Source organism: Bacillus sp. KICET-1 (genome assembly GCF_027721405.1).
GTDB lineage: Bacteria > Bacillota > Bacilli > Bacillales > Bacillaceae > Bacillus > Bacillus velezensis.
In genome coordinates, this window is the sequence record NZ_CP113515.1 from 3,452,052 (window position 1) to 3,470,464 (window position 18,413).

Consider the following 18,413-nt stretch of genomic DNA (forward strand, 5'->3'; position numbering starts at 1 on the left):
CGGAACATTTTCCCCCTATCATTTTTCCCGACTTCATTTGTCATTTTTTTCAGAATAAATCGCATCATTCGACTCATGTCTGATTCAACACGTGCCTCTCGGCTTATCCCCCGATGCTGGCCGCCGGAAGCCTTTCCGGGACGATTCTATCAATTCATCAGCGGAGTCTAGTTTTATATTGCAGAATGAGAGAATGCTGGTTTATTATAACAATATAAGTTTTCATTATTTTCAAAAAGGGGGATTTATTGTGGGTTTAGGTAAGAAATTGTCTGTTGCTGTCGCCGCTTCCTTTATGAGTTTAACCATCAGTCTTCCGGGTGTTCAGGCCGCTGAGAATCCTCAGCTTAAAGAAAACCTGACGAACTTTGTGCCGAAGCATTCTTTGGTGCAATCTGAATTGCCTTCAGTCAGTGACAAAGCAATCAAGCAATACTTGAAACAAAACGGCAAAGTCTTCAAAGGCAACCCTTCTGAGAGACTGAAGCTGATTGACCACACGACCGATGATCTCGGCTACAAGCACTTCCGTTATGTGCCTGTCGTTAACGGTGTGCCTGTGAAAGACTCGCAAGTCATTATTCACGTCGATAAATCCAACAATGTCTATGCGATTAACGGTGAATTAAACAACGATGCTTCTGCCAAAACGGCAAACAGCAAAAAATTATCTGCAAATCAAGCGCTGGATCATGCTTTTAAAGCAATCGGCAAATCACCTGAAGCCGTCTCTAGCGGCAACGTTGCAAACAAAAACAAAGCCGAGCTGAAAGCAGCGGCCACAAAAGACGGTAAATACCGCCTCGCCTATGATGTAACCATCCGCTACATCGAACCGGAACCAGCTAACTGGGAAGTAACCGTTGATGCGGAAACAGGGAAAGTCCTGAAAAAGCAAAACAAAGTGGAGCATGCCGCTGCAACCGGAACAGGTACGACTCTTAAAGGAAAAACGGTCTCATTAAATATTTCTTCTGAAAGCGGCAAATATGTAATGCGTGATCTTTCTAAACCTACCGGAACGCAAATTATTACGTACGATCTGCAAAACCGACAATATAACCTGCCGGGCACGCTCGTATCAAGCACTACAAACCAGTTCACAACTTCTTCTCAGCGCGCTGCCGTTGATGCGCATTACAATCTCGGCAAAGTGTACGATTATTTCTATCAGACGTTTAAACGCAATAGCTACGACAATAAAGGCGGCAAAATCGTATCTTCCGTTCATTACGGCAGCAAATACAATAACGCGGCCTGGATCGGCGATCAAATGATTTACGGTGACGGTGACGGCTCATTCTTCTCGCCTCTTTCCGGTTCAATGGACGTAACGGCCCATGAAATGACACACGGTGTTACACAGGAAACAGCCAACCTGAACTATGAAAATCAGCCGGGCGCTTTAAACGAATCCTTCTCTGATGTATTCGGATACTTCAATGATACTGAGGACTGGGATATCGGTGAAGATATTACGGTCAGCCAGCCGGCTCTCCGCAGTTTATCCAATCCGACAAAATACGGACAGCCCGACCATTACAAAAATTATCGAAACCTTCCGAACACTGATGCCGGCGACTACGGCGGCGTGCATACAAACAGCGGAATTCCGAACAAAGCCGCTTACAACACGATTACAAAAATCGGTGTGAAAAAAGCGGAGCAGATTTACTACCGCGCACTGACGGTATATCTCACTCCGTCATCAAGCTTTAAAGATGCAAAAGCAGCTTTGATTCAATCAGCGCGGGACCTTTACGGCTCTCAAGACGCTGCAAGCGTAGAAGCGGCCTGGAATGCGGTCGGCTTGTAAACAAGAAAAGAGACCGGAGAAATCCGGTCTCTTTTTTATATCTGAAACATTTCACAATGGCTTCACCATGATCATATATGTTTTTTCCCGATCGTCTTTTTCAAGCTTAAGCTGTTCAAAGCCGCATTGGCTTAAAAACAAAACCCATTCCTGCCTGTCCAGGGGAACGGCTGAAAACATCGCTTTATGCTCCCCTCTCAGCCGGCCCGCAATCTCTTCAATGACCGCGCGTCCGATTCCTTTCTCTTTTGCCTCCGGAGCGACGGCCACGGTTCCGAGCCACGGTTTTCCGTTTGAAGGCGCCCATTCCAAATGAAAACTGATGGCGGCAGGAGCGCCGTCAATCTCCCATACGAGCCACGTTCCATTGTACATGGAGTATGCAAGCATAAACTCCGCCGCATTTTTTGTTCCGAACTCTTCGCTTTTCCACACCGGGTGTGATGCCGCCAGCTGCTCCAGAAACCCGAGATCTTCTTCTTCAAAATCTCTACCTGTCAGCATGTAAATAGTCGTCAAAGATAATTTTATGTATTGCCGGATTGCCCGCAAGCACGCTGTGGTTGTCTAAAAACGTAAACGGTTCGCCGTCTGTGGTCGTGTAAATGCCCCCGACTTCGTTCAGCAGCACGCAGCCGGCAGCGTAATCCCACGGCGCGAGCCTCATCGTAATGAATGCGTCAATCCGGCCGGCCGCAACACTGGCCAGCTCAAGTGCCGCCGAACCGTAGGAACGCGTTCCTCTGACCCGTTTTACGAGCGGCGCCAAAATACTCGGGTCAATCCTTCTGTTTTCCGTCACCCATGTGGCATTGATTGCAATAATGGCTTCTTCAATGGAAGCTTCTTTTAAAGGAGCAAGCGGCGTATTGTTCAGATAAGCCCCTTTTCCGCTGAATGCGTGATACAGTTCGTCCTGCATCACATCATAAATTAAGCCGATTTTGCCTTTTCCGTCTTCAAAGATGCCGATGGAGATCGCGAAATGCCGCTTTTGATGGACAAAATTCATCGTTCCGTCAATCGGATCAATGATCCAGACAATTCCGTCAAGGGAGCGGAGTTTATCCCCCTGCCCTTCTTCTCCGAGAATCCGGTGTCCGGGAAAAGTTCCTTGTATACGGTCAATGAAAAAGCGTTCCGTCTCTTTATCAATATTTGTGACTAAATCATTCGGATTTGATTTTGTTTCAATCGTCAAGCTTTCCTGCATGGATTGTCTGATTCTCGTTCCGGCTTCTTTTACCCATTTTTTTGCGATATCATCAATTTCCGTCCAATTTGTCATACCGTGTACCTCTTTTCTATGTATAGCTTATTCTATAGCATACTGATAAAGGCGATGAAAAAGCAAGGAAAATGAAAAAAATGCCTTCTCACGTAAAAACGAACCATTTCCTGCGGTTCGTTTTTACTATTCTTTATCCGTTAAGCCGAATCCATTCTTTTCTGAGACGTTCCAGTTTTCTTTTGCTGAGATCGATTTGATCTTCATTCTCTTTTTGCATGGCCTCATACAGGGTTGCCAATTCATAATCAACCTCTAGTCTCCAGACAGCTACACGGTTATTTTTTTCCTCCCTGAATCCTTCCTTCACCACTTGCCTCATTGTCTTTCGCCCCTTCCAGAGATCATTTGTTAAAAAAGCATCCCATTTTTCCAATTTATTAATGATACTTCTTATATCGTATGGAAACTTATATTCGGCTGTAACAACATTCTTAAAATTGTGTGTTTACCTATTCGTTTTTTACCCCAATCCTCTCGGCTCAAACGTTCTCAATGTTTTTGCGGCCGGCGGCGGCTGTGGTAAAATATGAATACTTACGATAAGGAGGAAAAAGATGACTCAGATGCGTTTTACAAAAGAAGACTTCGATACATTTACAATAGAAGGTTTAGATCCGCGCATGGAGGTGTTAAAAGAACAAGTCCGTCCGAAGCTGACCTTGTTAGGAGAGCATTTCGCACCGACATTGTCAGCATTGACAGGAGATGAAATGTTCCCGCATGTCGCCAAGCACGCGAGAAGATCTGTCAACCCGCCGGCTGACAGCTGGGTTGCCTTTGCCAACAGCAAACGCGGGTATAAGAAACTCCCTCACTTTCAGATCGGTTTATGGGACACCCATATGTTTGTATGGTTTGCCATCATTTATGAATCTCCGATAAAAGAGGAATACGGCAGATTGCTGGAAGCGAAGCAGGAGGACATCACAAAACAGATTCCCGGTCATTTTGTATGGTCGCCGGATCATACGAAGCCAGGTGCGTACAAGCAGTCCGACATGGATCAGGAGCAGCTGAAAACATTATTTGAACGCCTGCAGACAGTGAAAAAAGCAGAGCTTTTGTGCGGCATTCAGCTGCAAAAAGAAGACGTGATCAACATGAACAACAATGAATTCCTGCAAACCATTGAAGACGCTTTTAGGAAGCTTTCCTTTTTATACACACTGACTCAGAAAGTCTCATAACATAAAAAGCGGGCCGATTGCCGGCTCGCTTTGTCTACATTTTGATAATCGCTTGATCTGATTGTTTCGCCTGTTTCACAGTCCGATACGGGGAATAGGTGCTGTCAGCTTCAAATTGGCTGCAGATTTTCTTTTCTTCCGCTTTCCCGGGAACGATTTCTTTAAAGCGGCGGTACGCATTCAGAAGTCTGTCTCGGTCAGCTCCTTTTTCATAGGCGTTTTCCACCTGCTGAAAAAAAGCAATGACATCCACGGCCTCCTCTGTCGTCCAGTCCTCATTCATCGGATATTGATATTCCAAATGTCTTCACTCCTTTATAATCATGCTCAAAATAAGCATCTTCCATAGATCATAAATTGTTCTTTACTTTCTTTCAAGTTCATAATATAATTCATTTGTTTTACGTTTAAAAAACGGGTAATAAAACTGAATGTAATACAAACTAATCCGTAGGTATTATGATAAAGGTGGGAAAACAATTGCCGCAACATGAAACACCCCTGTACAGCGGACTGAAAAAGCACGCGGACAGACAGCCTGTCCAATTCCACATTCCGGGCCATAAAAAAGGCGCGGGAATGGACCCGGAATTCAGACAATTTATCGGAGAAAACGCGTTAAGCATAGATTTAATTAATATCGAACCTCTGGATGATTTACATGCGCCAAAGGGCATAATTAAAGAAGCCCAGGATCTGGCCGCTCGAGCATTCGGCGCAGACCATACCTTCTTTTCCGTACAAGGGACGAGCGGCGCCATTATGACGATGGTCATGGCCGTATGCGGACCCGGAGATAAAATCATCATCCCGAGAAACGTTCATAAATCCATTATGTCGGCCATTGTATTTTCCGGAGCGGTGCCGATTTTTATACACCCGGAAATTGACGATGAGCTCGGAATTTCTCACGGCATTACGCTTGAGTCCGCCGAGCGGGCTTTGACGGAGCACCCTGATGCAAAAGGCCTGCTTGTCATAAATCCGACGTACTTCGGTGTGGCAGCTGACTTGAGCAGCATTGTAAAGCTCGCGCATTCTTTCAATGTGCCTGTGCTTGTCGATGAAGCGCACGGCGTGCATATTCATTTTCATGATAAGCTTCCTCTGTCCGCCATGCAGGCGGGCGCTGATATGGCAGCCACAAGCGTGCACAAATTGGGAGGCTCCCTGACGCAGAGTTCCATTTTAAATGTGAGAGAAGGCCTTGTTTCCAAAGAAAGAGTACAGTCGATTTTAAGCATGCTGACGACAACGTCAACATCCTATCTGCTTCTCGCTTCACTGGATGTCGCAAGAAAACGCCTCGCTGCAGAAGGCCGCGATCTTCTTGAAGATACGATTCTGCTGGCGGATCAGACACGGGAACGCCTCAATCAAATTGAAGGCATCCGCTGTGTCGGCGAAGAAATCACAGGGTCTAAAGCTGCCTTCAGTTATGATCCGACTAAATTAATCATTTCGGTCAAAAACCTCGGCCTGACGGGTCATGACGTTGAAAAATGGCTCCGCGAATCATATAATATCGAAGTCGAGCTGTCCGATTTGTATAATATTTTATGTATTTTCACCCCCGGAGACAGAGCAGGAGATGCCGACCGTCTTGTAAGCGCGCTTACAGACATTTCAAAGCAGGCTTCCGCCAATGACTATGCTCATCAGCAAACCGAAGTTCTGCTTCCTGAAATTCCTCTGTTAGCGATGACGCCAAGAGACGCGTTTTACGCAAATACGGAAGTCATTCCGTTAAAAGAATCCGCGGGACGGATCATCGCAGAGTTTGTCATGGTGTACCCGCCGGGAATTCCGATCTTTATTCCGGGTGAGATTATTACTGAAGAAAATATCAGCTACATTTTTAAAAACTTGGACGCCGGCCTTCCTGTGCAGGGTCCCGAAGATGCAACGCTTGAAATGATCAGAGTCATCAAAGAGCAAAAAGCCATCCAATAAATATAAAGAAGCCCGAAACGAAATTGTTTCGGGCCTTTTTACGCTTTTTATTCTTCTTCAAGATGACACTGGCATTGTCCGCAGCATGTTCCGTATAACGTCGTGACCTTCTCATCCTCAAAGTAATGAATCGCTTCGTTACAGTCTTGGCAAACAATTGTACCCATCTGTCATTCCCCATTTCTCAGAATTTGAAAACGCTTAATTTTCACTTGTTGTTATTATATTATTATGTCACATTTAATATGTCAACTGATAAATTGTATAACACATTTATTTTTTACGGTCTTTTTATAGCTCGAGGGTCAATCACAGTATATCCTTTATTACGCAATCCTTTTACAATGTCCGGCATGGCTTCTGCCGTCCATTTCCAGTCATGCATCAATATGTTGGCCCCGTCCCGCAGATAAGGACTGCTCAGTGTGATATCGGTAAGCGCTTTTTTGGATTGATATTTCTGATCCCAATCATACCCGAAGGTCCAGTTCATTTTCACCATGCCTTCTTTTTTTATAAGTCTGTCACTGTAGTCCGTATTGCTTCCGAAAGGCGCCCTGAAAAATGCGGGTTTCTCTCCTATTACCTTTTCAACCGCTTTATTGACGCCAATGATTTCTTCCCGTTGTTTTTGTTCGGAAAGATCTTTTAAGTTTTGATGAGTCATTGTATGATTTCCGATCATAAAACCTAACTCATGAATATGCTTAAGCGCTTTCTTATTTTCATCTTTTTTCAAAAAATGTCCGTTTACAAAAAAGATCGCTGACGCATTGAGATCATGCAGTTTGTCCGCAATCTCAGCGGCATGCTGATCAGGCGCGTCATCGATCGTTACCAATGCGATCGGTTTTTTCTCTTTCTGTTCATCCATTTTTTCCACAGAAAAGGTTTTAGGATTGATATAGTAACGGGGCTCCGCCTTCTGTTTTTTCTGTTTTTCCTCTTTTGTATGGTGGTTTTCCCGTTTGGCATGATTGGCCGCGGCTTGAGAATGGGGTTTGTTTGTTTGCATTTTTTCATTTGATTGGCAGCCGGCGAGTAAGCACATACATACGACGGCTGCAGCGGCTTTATACATGACAATCCCTCCTGATATGGTTTTGCCCCCAGTATAACGAAAAAACAGCGCTCTCACGAAAAACAATGTGCCTTTTTTACACATCGGCTGCGCAAGTTGTCACACGTATTATTTCTTCATTAAAAACGGTTTCAATTATATAACAATTCAGTAACAAGCCTTAGGTTTTTCACCTCTCGTGATACACTTGATATAGTCCTTATAAATGGATGAACCAATATATTATATAAAACAGAGGAGTAAGATAGATGCGCTACCGTACGGTGATTCCCTTTTTTTTGATGCTGTTCGTTCTGTCAAGCTGTTCGGTTTCTACTGTCAGTCCATTCAAAAAAAACCGGATCGACAGCATTCATCACACTCAAATCTTGTTTTTTTCCGATGAAAATCATATAGATAAAGAAGTGCCTTATTACGATGCGATCCTTGATTTAGAAAAGAAATATCCCCATCATGTCGATCAAATGAAGGTTTATGACAACAGAAAGGGATGGGAAGAGGAAATCAACACGTTCCCTGCGCTGATGGTTGTCAATCATCGGCATGTGGTCATGAAGATTGAGGGATCCGTAAAGAAAAAAGAGGATATCATCAAACCTATGCAGCATGTGCTTGCACAATAAAAACAGCCCCCGCTTTTACAAACGGGGGCTGTTTCTTTGTTACATTATTATTTTACGATATGGATCGGGCTTCCGATTGCTACTTCGGCAGCTTCCATAGTGATTTCGCCCAATGTCGGGTGAGCGTGAATTGTCATTGCGATATCTTCAGCAGTCATTCCGCCTTCGATCGCCAGGCTCAATTCAGAAATCATGTCAGAAGCGCTTGCGCCGGCAATTTGCGCACCGATTACAAGACCGTCTTCTTTACGAGTGATCAGCTTCATGAAGCCGTCAGTTTCGTTAAGAGACAGCGCACGTCCGTTTGCTGCAAACGGGAACTTAGCTGCAACGACTTCAATGCCTTCTTCTTTCGCCTGTGCTTCAGTGTAACCGACAGAAGCCAGTTCAGGCTCAGAGAATACAACCGCCGGAATACCGAGGTAATCGATTTCAGCCGGCTCTCCTGAAATAGCTTCCGCAGCGATTTTACCTTCGTAAGACGCTTTGTGAGCCAATGGAGGTCCGTCAATGATGTCACCGATTGCGTAAATGTTCGGTACGTTTGTGCGGCACTGCTTGTCTGTTTTAATGACACCGCGGTCAGTCATTTCGATACCGACTTGCTCAAGGCCGAGCTCGTCAGTGTTCGGACGGCGTCCGACAGTGATTAATACGTAATCAGCATCAACCGTTTTTTCTTCGCCTTTTACTTCGAATGTAACTGTTACGCCGTCAGGTCTTTCTTCAACGCCTTTAGCCATAGCGCTTGTATGGATTTCAACGTTGCCTTTTTTCTTCAGTCTGCGGGTAACGAGAGAACTCATTTGTTTTTCGAAGCCAGGAAGAATTTCATCTCCGCCTTCTAAAATAACCAATTCAGTTCCGAAGTTCGCATACGCTGTTCCAAGCTCAGTACCGATATATCCGCCGCCGATAACAACGAGCTTTTTCGGAATTTCTTTAAGCGCAAGTGCGCCTGTAGAGTTCAGAACGCGTTCGCTATATTTGAAGTTTGGCAATTCGATAGGGCGAGAACCGGTAGCAATGATTGCGTTTTTAAATGTGTATGTTTGCGCAGAGTTCTCATCCATTACGCGGACAGAGTTGCTGTCTACGAAATAAGCTTCCCCTTTTATAACGTCCACTTTATTTCCTTTTAAAAGACCTGCAACACCGCCGGTAAGCTTATTTACAACAGAAGCTTTCCATTCTTGGACTTTTGTAAAGTCAACCGTTACGTTCTCAGCAGTGATTCCCATGTCATCTGAATGTTTTGCATTCTCGTAACGATGGCCTGCATTGATGAGCGCTTTTGAAGGAATACAGCCGACGTTCAGACAAACGCCTCCAAGAGTTGCTTTTTCAACGACTGTTACTTTTTGTCCAAGCTGAGCAGCGCGGATGGCAGCTACATAGCCGCCGGGTCCCGCACCAATCACAAGAGTATCTGTTTCAATAGGGAAATCTCCTACTACCATAACATTACGCCTCCATTAAAATAAGTTGTGGATCGTTCAGTAAACGCTTGATGTGGTTTAACGCATTTTGTGCAGTTGCTCCGTCAATCATACGGTGGTCAAAGCTGAGAGAAAGAGCTAAGACAGGAGCAGCTACAATTTCACCGTCACGGACGATCGCTTTTTCAGCAATACGGCCGATACCGAGAATCGCAACCTCTGGGTGGTTGATAACCGGTGTGAACCATTGGCCTCCGGCAGAACCGATATTTGTGATCGTGCAAGAAGCGCCTTTCATTTCCGCAGGTGCAAGCTTGCCTTCACGCGCTTTTGTAGCAAGGCTGTTGATTTCATCAGAGATTTCGAAAACGGCTTTACGGTCGGCATTTTTCACTACCGGCACAAGCAGGCCTTTTTCGGTATCCGCTGCAATTCCGATGTTAAAGTAATGTTTTTGGATCACTTCATCTGTTTTATCATCAATAGATGTGTTTAAAACAGGGAATTTTTTCAAAGCGGATGTTAATGCTTTGACGACGTAAGGCAGATAAGTCAGCTTGATGCCTTGATCAGCAGCAACTTGTTTGAACTGTTTGCGGTGAGCAACAAGATTTGTTACGTCAACTTCATCCATAAGAGTTACGTGCGGTGCAGTATGCTTAGAGTTCACCATTGCTTTCGCGATCGCTTTACGGATACCGCTCATTTTTTCGCGTGTTTCAGGGAATTCGCCTTCAGGAGCCTGAGCCGCTGCAGGTTTAGCTGTTTCCTGAGGTGCAGCTGTTTCTTGCGGTGCCGCTTCTTGAGCCGCTCCTCCATTTGCAAAGCTGTCGATATCTTCTTTTACAACACGTCCGTTATTGCCTGAACCTGTTACTTTACGGATATCCACGCCTTTTTCACGGGCATATTTGCGTACGGAAGGCATCGCGATGACGCGTTTGTTCGGATCAGCTTCCGCTTGGTCCTGCTGTCCTGCGCCGGTTTCTTTTGCAGGCTCTTTAGGAGTCTCTTCTTTAGCGATATCCTGCCCTGCTTCAGCAGACGACTGAACTTGAGCTTCAGTTTTCGCATCTCCTGAATCATGGCTTCCTTTAAATTGAAGATCTTCGTAACCAGGTGCGTCAAACGTAATAATCGTTTGTCCAACAGTTGCAACTGTTCCCTCTTCAACTTTTAATTCTAATACTTTTCCTTTAACAGGTGAAGGAATTTCTACCACTGCTTTATCATTTTGCACTTCAGCCAGAACATCGTCTTCTTCTACCTCGTCGTTCGGCTTAACAAACCATTTTACGATTTCGCCTTCGTGGATACCTTCCCCGATATCCGGAAGTTTAAATTCAAATGCCACAGTTTTCGACCTCCTAGTTGATTAAGCAAATTTTAGTTATGCATTCGCAAGCATTGAACCTAGTAAACAGACTCCTTCATATAGAGAAAAGGACTCTCTTTACCGTCTTTTATGATGCCTGATTAAAATTCAAGAACTTTTTTCGCAGTTTCAAGAACGTCTTTATGGTTTGGAAGCCATACGCTCTCAGCAAGCGAGAAAGGAAATACTGTATCAGGCGCCGCAACACGCAGAACCGGAGCTTCCAGGCTCAGAATCGCGCGGTCATTGATTTCAGCTACAACGTTGGCAGCGATGCCGGCTTGTTTTTGAGCTTCTTGCACGACAATTGCGCGGCCTGTTTTTTCAACAGAAGCAATAATCGTATCAATATCAAGCGGACTTACAGTGCGAAGGTCGATAACTTCAGCAGAAACGCCTTCTTTTTCAAGCTCTTCAGCAGCCTTAAGCGACTCATGAACCATCGCGCCGTATGTGATGATAGAAAGGTCAGTACCTTCGCGTTTCACATCAGCTTTGCCAAGCTCGATTGTGTATTCCTCCTCAGGAACTTCCTGACGGAAAGAACGGTAAAGTTTCATATGCTCTAAGAAAACAACCGGATCATTGTCTCTGATAGAGGCAATCAGCAGTCCTTTTGCATCGTAAGGAGTGGAAGGGATAACAACTTTAATACCCGGCTGCTGAGCGATAAGGCCTTCCAAACTGTCAGCGTGAAGTTCAGGTGTATGAACCCCTCCGCCGAATGGAGAACGGATTGTCACCGGAGAAGTCCAGCGTCCGCCGGAACGGTAGCGGAGACGAGCCATTTGTCCTGAGATTGAATCCATTACTTCATATACGAATCCGAAGAATTGGATTTCCATAACAGGACGGTAATCTTGCAGGCCTAAACCGAGAGCGAGACCGCCGATACCGGATTCAGCAAGCGGCGTGTCAAATACGCGGTCCTCACCGAATTCTTTTTGAAGGCCTTCAGTTGCACGGAATACGCCTCCGGCAACGCCTACATCTTCCCCGAAAAGCAGAACGTTTTCATTGTTTTTCAGTTCTGTGCGTAACGCATCAGTGATCGCTTGAATCATTGTCATTTGCGCCATGGCTTACTTCGACTCCTTCGCTTTGTAAATTTCAAGTTGTTCTTTTAAGTTGAACGTCGGCTCTTCAAACATATTCTCAATCAGCTCTGTTACTTTCGGTTTTGATTCGCCGTCAGCCTTTTTGATAGCTTGTTTGATTTCTTCTTTGGCCTGTTCAATCACTTTGTTCTCTTCTTCTTCAGACCATAGTCCTTTGTTTTCCAAGAACTTGCGGAAACGTACGAGCGGGTCTTTTTGCTCCCATTCATTTTCTATTTCTTTCGTACGGTATTTAGTCGGATCGTCACCGGACATTGTATGAGGTCCGTAACGGAATGTAAGAGTTTCGATCAGAGTCGGACCTTCACCGTTAATTGCGCGCTGGCGTGCTTCTGCGGTTGCAGCGTAAACGGCAAGTGCATCCATTCCGTCTACTTGAACACCTGTAATACCGACGGCAACTGCTTTTTGGGCAATTGTCTGTGCGGATGATTGCTTTTCTACAGGAGTTGAAATCGCATAGCGGTTATTCTGAACAACGAAGATCGCTGGCGCTTTAAATGCTCCGGCAAAGTTCATTCCTTCATAGAAGTCACCTTGAGAAGCTCCGCCGTCACCAGTGTAAGTAATAGCCACCGCTTTTTTACCGCGCTTTTTAAGACCTAAAGCTACACCTGCGGTTTGAATAATTTGAGCACCGATAATAATTTGAGGTGATAAAGCATTTACTCCCTCAGGCATCTGATTACCTTTAAAATGGCCTCTTGAGAACAGGAATGCCTGATGTAAAGGAAGCCCGTGCCAAATCAGCTGAGGAACGTCACGATAACCCGGAAGGATAAAGTCGTCCTGTTCAAGCGCGAAGTGTGATGCAATTTGAGAAGCTTCCTGGCCCGCTGTCGGTGCATAGAAACCTAAACGTCCTTGACGGGAAAGAGAAATTGAACGCTGGTCTAAAATGCGGATATACACCATTCTTCTCATTAATTCCTTTAACTGATCATCTGAAAGATCAGGCATTGCGTCTTTATTTACGACTTCTCCTTCAGCATTTAAAATTTGGAACGTTTCAAACTGCTTATGAATAGCATCAAATTGTTTTTTGCTATCAACAATTGAAGTTTTTGTCTTTGCAGCCATTTTTTAAACCACCTCTTCTTTTGATTTAACAGGGTTAGGATACCGTTTAGCCATCCGTATTAAAAACAGTCTTATCATGCTCTGCAATTCTAAAATTAATCATTCAGAAATTCACATAGCGCTTAAGCAAAGATAAGGACGTTTAAACTGTACTAATAAAAAAAGATTTTTTATTAGTACAATATGATCAACAACCATAGTTTACAGTAATTAAACAAAGCCGTCAATCATTTATAACCTCATTTTGAAACCGCTTATAAAACTTAAGATCATATTGCGCCAAACTGTACTATAAAAGACTTTAAACTGTATTATAAAAATGCTCTACTGTACTATAATTAAAAAAAATTACAAAGAGTAAATTAAGTTATTTAACTTAGGGGCGGGCTTTGAAAAGATGCCGCGGGATAAAAACGGGCAGTTAGCAATCGTCCCGCCTGCCGAACAGACGGAACGATGCTTTTGTCTAATTATTCAATACCCGCCCACACGATATTCAGCGGCGTCAGCACGGCATGAGGATGAAACTCGGAAATCGGAGTGAAAAATACATACGTAAAATCTTCGGCTGGATCAGAAAACATGCCGCACCAACCCATTCCAAGATGTGAAAAGGTGCCTTCTGTCATGAAATAATGGTCGCCGGCCGGCCACAAATTAATGCCTAAACCAAAGCCGCCTTCCTCTCTGGGCGCTCCGAAGAAGTAAAAAGGAAGACCGGGCTTTATTTGATTTCTCAGCATCGCCTCGACTGTTTTTCTTCCAAGCAGCTTCTTATCTTTCAATCTGCCTTTATTTCTAAACATTTCAGCCAACTTCCAAATATCCCGCAACGAAGAGTACAGACCGCTTGTCGCTTTATTCGGAAAATACGGGTGATGACTTTTTTCCAGCTGTACGCACTCGTGTTCATTGATCACACAAACTTCTTCTTTTAAAGCATCAGGCACATAAAAATACGTTCTTTCTAATCCGAGCGCTTCAATAATATGCTTTGTTACATACTGTTCGTAGGATACGCCTGTTACTTTTGAAATAATGATGCCAAGTATAACAAAACCGGTTCTGGAATAGTTCCACGCTTCATCCACTCCGTACTCCAAAGGCGTACTGACGAGATAGTTTATCCATTCTTCCTCATTCGTTAAGTCAATGCCTTCAGCCTTTTGAATATCCAGCTCAAAACTTAATCCCGCCGTATGAGTCAAAAGGTGCAAAATTTTAATTTCTCCGAAACCCGGTTTATCAAACGCAGGCAAAATGAGCTTGACCGGCATTTTCAGATCGAGCAAACCTTTTTCGACGAGCTGCATGACGGCTACAGCGGTAAACACTTTTGTCAAAGAACCGATTTCTCTGATTGTATCAAGCTGAAATGTTTGCTTTTCGTTTTGTCCGCCGGTAAATTCCCCTAACGACTCAGCTGCAAAAACCTCACCTCCTCTTGACATCATATAACTCGCACATTGCAGATCTCCATTGTCTATCATCGTCTGATAATGGCTGTTAAGAGCGTTAATTTGTTTCATATCAAATGCCGGATTGCTTATTGTTTGTTTCATTGTTTTCTCCCCCTGTACTGTATGTATCGTTTTCATCCTTTACTTACCGATTTCTTGATGAATTCTGACACCGCTTTATTAAATTCTTCCGGATGTGTGATGTTCGGAAGATGCCCCGCTCCCTTAATTTTCTTTAATTCTGCATTGCTCAGCAGTTTCTGCAGCCTTTTTGTTTCTTTCTGATCAACTACGCTTTCCTTCTCACCCGTAAGGATAAGCGTTCTTGTATGAATGTCTTTTAAAAAGCCGGTTGTAGAATAGCCTTCTTGTTGATGTATCTTCATAAAACGTTCAATAGAAGCATTTAAGAATTGATTACTGTATAAACTTTCATATTCATGCGATTTACCTATAGCTATAAAATCATTTTTCAGTTTTTCCTCGACACTGCTTTCAGGGTCTTCTTCGTATTCGGTGTAACTTCCGGAAAGAATGAGTGTTTTTACTTTTTCAGGGTATTCATAGGCTATCCTCTGCCCTATCATGCCTCCCCAAGAAGCTGCCGCAATGTGGATCGGCCAAGCAACCCCTATCTCGTTCAGCACTTCGATAAAAGTCTGAGCCAGCCCGCTCAGTGTAAAATCGGCGCTCCCCTCACTCAGCCCGTAACCCGGTGTGTGTATGACAATTACATTAAATTGATCTGCCCACTCTTTCATTTGTTCTTTCCACATGTAAGCAGTGGTAGCAAAACCGCAAATCAGTAAAATTGTTTCGCCCTTACCGCTCATCAATATCTCCATATGCCGGGCATTTTCTGTGTTTGCCAGAAAATGAACGGTTTCCGTTTCTTCTGTCTGGTAAAAAGCGATGAGTTTTTTTGCGGCATCGCTTTGATTGTGCTGAAGGGCTCCTTTCTTCAGTCTGCTCCAATAATGCAAATAATCATCGAGATGACGATTGGAAGCCGTGCCGAGTATCCGGAAAGGACTTTCAGCTTCCGTAACGATTGACGAAGCATCAAAATCGGCTGCAATCGCTGAATCTCTTACCAGAGGCGGTGCTGAACGGGCGGATAACGGCTTGAAATCGTTTTGTATTTTTTCTTTTTCTCCGTATAACACGATCAGCTGGTGGCCTTGGCCGAGAAGCGAGTGTTCAAAAGCTTTGATTCCGGCAGTATTTTCTAATGGGTGAAGTCCGTACTCCCTTTTCATAATATCTTGGATGCCGGGATCAACTGACATGCCTCCGTCTTTCCAGAAAGGCCAATTTACAGCGATGGTTTTTCCTGATCTTCCCCCCGCCTTTCTCATACATTCCCTCCACTCGGCAAAATGCTCCAGAAAACGATTGGCGTAGGCATAATCGGCTTGACCCAGACTTCCGATTTCTGAGGAGATGGAAGAAAACAAAACAAAAAAGTCTAAAGGCATATCTCTGAGCGCTTCATCCAAATGAATCACACCATTGACCTTTGATTGCAGCACCGCTTGAGCTTCCGCGTCTGTTTTATTCATAATGAGAGAGTCTTTTAACACGCCTGCACTGTAAATGACCCCGTTGATTTCGGAATAATCAGCACGAATTTTTTCCGCTAACTTGATGACCTGCTGTTTATCTGACATGTCAGCCTGGATATAAGAAATGCTTGCCCCGTCATATCGGATGCTGTCTAATTTTTCTTCCATGTCTGCTGTCATTTTCGATCGCCCGGCAATGATAACGCTGGCTCCGTGATTTGCATAAAGAAACGCTGAAATAATCCAGCCGATGCCGCTTAACCCTCCGATGATGAGATACACCCCGTTTTTTGCAAACTTTGCGGCCTTTTGTCCTGTTTGCAGCGAAGCGTCTCTATATGCTGTCACCCACCTTTTTTGATTGCCGTCATATTTCACAGTCTGATGATGTCCGGCACTTAATTCATTGAGAAGCAAAGGTGCTTTTTCAATGGTTTGTCTTGAAGAAATCTCAACCGTTTTACACTTTATATTCGGCTGCTCCGCATTCAGCGTTTTAAAAAAGCCTCCAATCGCGGCGTAAACCGGATTTGTATATTGATCCTTGTCATGTACGTACAGAATGTTGATGTTTTCTTTTGTTTTTTGACGGATCAAAGCTTTACTTAAATAAAGGATTGAATAAAAGCTGTGAGTCAGGTCTAACGCCGCTTCAGTATAAGCTTTTTTTGACAGGTAATGAATGATTGACGCCGGAAACGCTCCGGACTTTTTCATATCATCTAACAGTCTGGTGTAATGAGCAGACTGCTCCGGGTTAAATTTATAATGCTTTTCATTTACCATTTCATATTCAGCGGCGGCTGCCGCATAAATAACATTTTCACTGCCGGTGTAGTTGCGGATTTCATCACTCAATGAACTGTCGAAATCGAAAATCAAAGTATTTTCCTTAGACACTTCTCCGGACTTTAATGGCGACTCAATCCATTCTTTTTGTAAATACAAAGATTCAAGCATCGGCTTTTCAGACGGCTCTTTCGTTTGCGTTTTTTCTTTAAAAGCTGCAGCCGGTGTATTACGCACATCATATTTTTCTTCTAAATAAGCCGCTAAATCATGAATATTGTTATAATCAAAAAGCAATGTCGGATACAATTGTGTATCCAATCTTTCCTCGAGCATTTTCGATATATGCAGCAGCTGTTTTGAGTCAAGACCCAGTTCGTAAAAAGATTGGTGTTTGTCCGCTTTATTTGGCGGTGTGTCTGTAACCTCTCCAATAATGGATGACAGCTCATCTGTTAATGTTTTTTGACTGTCTTGGTGCAAAACTGTATCAGAGATAGAGTCTGTAATGTCAGCTCCGTATTTCTCCTGCAGATATTCCGTCAATTCACCGATTGTGGAGTAATCAAATAATAAAGTCGGGTACAGCTTTGTATCTAACATCAGTTCTAATTTTTTGGATAAGTCTAATAATTGTTTAGAATCCAAGCCCATCTCGTAAAAGGAAATATCATTCTTCACTGTTTCAGCAGGTTTTTCAATCATGCCGGCTATCTCTTGGATCAAATTATTTCTGATCATTTCTTTATTGTTCGTTGCGCTGCCAACCTCTTTAGCTTTTTGGGAATGCTCCAGCCTTTGTATTGATTTTTCATTTCTGACTCTTTTCACACCGAATCGCTCATAATAAAAAGCAAGCTCTCCATCAGGCCTGTATACTTCTATGTCCGCATATAAAATGTCTTTAGAAGGCGGCTGCGTTATACTGTTTTTATCAATATACACAAAACAAGACCCAGTTGTTTTATGCAGTGCCCGGAATGTCTCAATATATATAGGGATAAACGCATTTGTTCCTTCATCCGGCAAGTCTGATGTAAGGATTCCCAACAAGCTGAGAGACCCATCCAAAAATGCGGGATGCATGTAAAAGTCATCTGTATATTCTTTTGAAAGTCCGCTTAAACTGACCTCTCCCAGAATATAATTTTCACCTTCATATACTGTACCTTCCAATTTCATAAAATCTTTATGAATCAGGCCGCCCCTGCGCAAATTACGATAGGCGGATTCAGCATCCGAAGTCCGGACGGCTCCTTTCTTTAATTCTTCGATTGAAATTGTCTTTTCGTTTATCGCATTTTTTCTTATGATTTCCGCCTGCAAGTTGACTGACGCTTCACCTTCCGCCTTTTCAGCGACCCATTTCCTGCTTGTTGTTTCAACAAGCCAGCCGTTTTCTTGTTCCGTAAACTGGAAGGTGACTTTTTTATCAAAATGGACTGACGTCGCAACAGGTTCACGGAATAAAACATGTTTGATTTCAAAACTTCGGGGGGATATCCCTTTCTCAGCTAAAAATCGTGTTATTAAATCCAGATACGTTACGCCGGGTATCGTACGCACTTGATGAAGGACATGGTCTGAAACAATATAATCGTCATGTTTGACTAATACGCTGAACCTCATGCAACTC

Annotated in this window: 16 protein-coding genes; 4 read left to right on the forward strand and 12 right to left on the reverse strand. The window is 43.7% G+C overall.

Features of this window, described 5'->3' with window-relative positions; all coding sequences use genetic code 11:
* The first annotated feature begins 250 nt into the window (after positions 1–250).
* Positions 251–1,816, forward strand: coding sequence for a M4 family metallopeptidase (locus OVA33_RS17380; protein WP_025649493.1), 1,566 nt, complete (start codon positions 251–253; stop codon positions 1,814–1,816).
* Positions 1,817–1,867: 51 nt separating this feature from the next.
* Here OVA33_RS17380 and OVA33_RS17385 read toward each other — a convergent pair whose 3' ends face one another.
* From OVA33_RS17385 to OVA33_RS17395, 3 genes are all read right to left on the reverse strand, one after another.
* Positions 1,868–2,320 (reverse strand): GNAT family N-acetyltransferase, encoded by a 453-nt coding sequence (locus OVA33_RS17385; protein WP_025649494.1) that lies wholly within the window; start codon positions 2,318–2,320, stop codon positions 1,868–1,870.
* On the reverse strand, positions 2,307–3,104 hold the full coding sequence (suhB, locus tag OVA33_RS17390) for an inositol-1-monophosphatase (RefSeq protein WP_025649495.1): 798 nt from the start codon (positions 3,102–3,104) through the stop codon (positions 2,307–2,309). Before suhB ends, OVA33_RS17385 begins: the two co-directional genes overlap by 14 nt.
* A 133-nt stretch (positions 3,105–3,237) precedes the next feature.
* Positions 3,238–3,426 carry a hypothetical protein gene (locus OVA33_RS17395; RefSeq protein WP_003154513.1) on the reverse strand — a complete coding sequence of 63 codons (189 nt, stop codon included), beginning with the start codon at positions 3,424–3,426 and terminating at the stop codon, positions 3,238–3,240.
* Positions 3,427–3,661: 235 nt separating this feature from the next.
* On the opposite strand from OVA33_RS17395, the gene OVA33_RS17400 reads away from it, so the two are divergent.
* On the forward strand, positions 3,662–4,294 hold the full coding sequence (locus OVA33_RS17400) for a DUF1054 domain-containing protein (protein WP_007409668.1): 633 nt from the start codon (positions 3,662–3,664) through the stop codon (positions 4,292–4,294).
* Between the two features lie 34 nt (positions 4,295–4,328).
* On the opposite strand, the gene OVA33_RS17405 is transcribed toward OVA33_RS17400, so the two are convergent.
* Positions 4,329–4,595: a UPF0223 family protein gene (locus OVA33_RS17405; RefSeq protein WP_007409667.1), complete on the reverse strand. Its 267-nt coding sequence runs from the start codon at positions 4,593–4,595 to the stop codon at positions 4,329–4,331.
* Between the two features lie 179 nt (positions 4,596–4,774).
* Here OVA33_RS17405 and OVA33_RS17410 point away from each other — a divergent pair, with 179 nt between their 5' ends.
* Positions 4,775–6,247 (forward strand): aminotransferase class I/II-fold pyridoxal phosphate-dependent enzyme, encoded by a 1,473-nt coding sequence (locus OVA33_RS17410; protein WP_063636621.1) that lies wholly within the window; start codon positions 4,775–4,777, stop codon positions 6,245–6,247.
* Between the two features lie 47 nt (positions 6,248–6,294).
* Here the strand turns inward: OVA33_RS17410 and OVA33_RS17415 are convergent, their stop codons facing one another.
* Positions 6,295–6,414: a GapA-binding peptide SR1P gene (locus tag OVA33_RS17415; protein ID WP_003154518.1), complete on the reverse strand. Its 120-nt coding sequence runs from the start codon at positions 6,412–6,414 to the stop codon at positions 6,295–6,297.
* 113 nt (positions 6,415–6,527) lie between these two features.
* Entirely contained in the window at positions 6,528–7,328 is an 801-nt protein-coding gene (locus tag OVA33_RS17420; protein ID WP_017417708.1) for a polysaccharide deacetylase family protein, read from the reverse strand.
* A gap of 248 nt (positions 7,329–7,576) precedes the next feature.
* Between OVA33_RS17420 and OVA33_RS17425 the strand changes: the two genes are divergently transcribed.
* Positions 7,577–7,951 carry a hypothetical protein gene (locus OVA33_RS17425; RefSeq protein WP_017417707.1) on the forward strand — a complete coding sequence of 125 codons (375 nt, stop codon included), beginning with the start codon at positions 7,577–7,579 and terminating at the stop codon, positions 7,949–7,951.
* A gap of 47 nt (positions 7,952–7,998) precedes the next feature.
* Here the strand turns inward: OVA33_RS17425 and lpdA are convergent, their stop codons facing one another.
* The 6 genes from lpdA to OVA33_RS17455 all read right to left on the reverse strand — a co-directional run bounded on the left by lpdA (position 7,999) and on the right by OVA33_RS17455 (position 18,406).
* Entirely contained in the window at positions 7,999–9,411 is a 1,413-nt protein-coding gene (gene lpdA / locus OVA33_RS17430; RefSeq protein ID WP_007409663.1) for a dihydrolipoyl dehydrogenase, read from the reverse strand.
* Positions 9,412–9,415: 4 nt separating this feature from the next.
* A complete protein-coding gene (gene pdhC, locus OVA33_RS17435; protein WP_014417649.1) occupies positions 9,416–10,744 on the reverse strand; it encodes a pyruvate dehydrogenase complex dihydrolipoyllysine-residue acetyltransferase in 1,329 nt (442 codons plus the stop codon).
* Between the two features lie 122 nt (positions 10,745–10,866).
* Positions 10,867–11,844: a pyruvate dehydrogenase complex E1 component subunit beta gene (pdhB, locus tag OVA33_RS17440; protein ID WP_003154528.1), complete on the reverse strand. Its 978-nt coding sequence runs from the start codon at positions 11,842–11,844 to the stop codon at positions 10,867–10,869.
* Between the two features lie 3 nt (positions 11,845–11,847).
* Positions 11,848–12,963, reverse strand: coding sequence for a pyruvate dehydrogenase (acetyl-transferring) E1 component subunit alpha (pdhA, locus tag OVA33_RS17445; RefSeq protein WP_007611171.1), 1,116 nt, complete (start codon positions 12,961–12,963; stop codon positions 11,848–11,850).
* Between the two features lie 470 nt (positions 12,964–13,433).
* A complete protein-coding gene (locus OVA33_RS17450; protein ID WP_025649498.1) occupies positions 13,434–14,525 on the reverse strand; it encodes a serine hydrolase domain-containing protein in 1,092 nt (363 codons plus the stop codon).
* A 32-nt stretch (positions 14,526–14,557) separates the two neighbouring features.
* Positions 14,558–18,406 (reverse strand): alpha/beta fold hydrolase, encoded by a 3,849-nt coding sequence (locus OVA33_RS17455; RefSeq protein WP_025649499.1) that lies wholly within the window; start codon positions 18,404–18,406, stop codon positions 14,558–14,560.
* Between the last annotated feature and the right edge of the window lie 7 nt (positions 18,407–18,413).

Bases quoted from the DNA above. Each gene is read 5' to 3' on its own strand.
- OVA33_RS17385 (WP_025649494.1), bottom strand. From the start codon at position 2,320: ATGCTGACAGGTAGAGATTTTGAAGAAGAAGATCTCGGGTTTCTGGAG.
- suhB (WP_025649495.1), bottom strand. From the start codon at position 3,104: ATGACAAATTGGACGGAAATTGATGATATCGCAAAAAAATGGGTAAAA.
- OVA33_RS17395 (WP_003154513.1), bottom strand. From the start codon at position 3,426: ATGAGGCAAGTGGTGAAGGAAGGATTCAGGGAGGAAAAAAATAACCGT.
- OVA33_RS17400 (WP_007409668.1), top strand. From the start codon at position 3,662: ATGACTCAGATGCGTTTTACAAAAGAAGACTTCGATACATTTACAATA.
- OVA33_RS17415 (WP_003154518.1), bottom strand. From the start codon at position 6,414: ATGGGTACAATTGTTTGCCAAGACTGTAACGAAGCGATTCATTACTTT.
- OVA33_RS17420 (WP_017417708.1), bottom strand. From the start codon at position 7,328: ATGTATAAAGCCGCTGCAGCCGTCGTATGTATGTGCTTACTCGCCGGC.
- OVA33_RS17425 (WP_017417707.1), top strand. From the start codon at position 7,577: ATGCGCTACCGTACGGTGATTCCCTTTTTTTTGATGCTGTTCGTTCTG.
- lpdA (WP_007409663.1), bottom strand. From the start codon at position 9,411: ATGGTAGTAGGAGATTTCCCTATTGAAACAGATACTCTTGTGATTGGT.
- pdhB (WP_003154528.1), bottom strand. From the start codon at position 11,844: ATGGCGCAAATGACAATGATTCAAGCGATCACTGATGCGTTACGCACA.
- pdhA (WP_007611171.1), bottom strand. From the start codon at position 12,963: ATGGCTGCAAAGACAAAAACTTCAATTGTTGATAGCAAAAAACAATTT.
- OVA33_RS17450 (WP_025649498.1), bottom strand. From the start codon at position 14,525: ATGAAACAAACAATAAGCAATCCGGCATTTGATATGAAACAAATTAAC.
- OVA33_RS17455 (WP_025649499.1), bottom strand. From the start codon at position 18,406: ATGAGGTTCAGCGTATTAGTCAAACATGACGATTATATTGTTTCAGAC.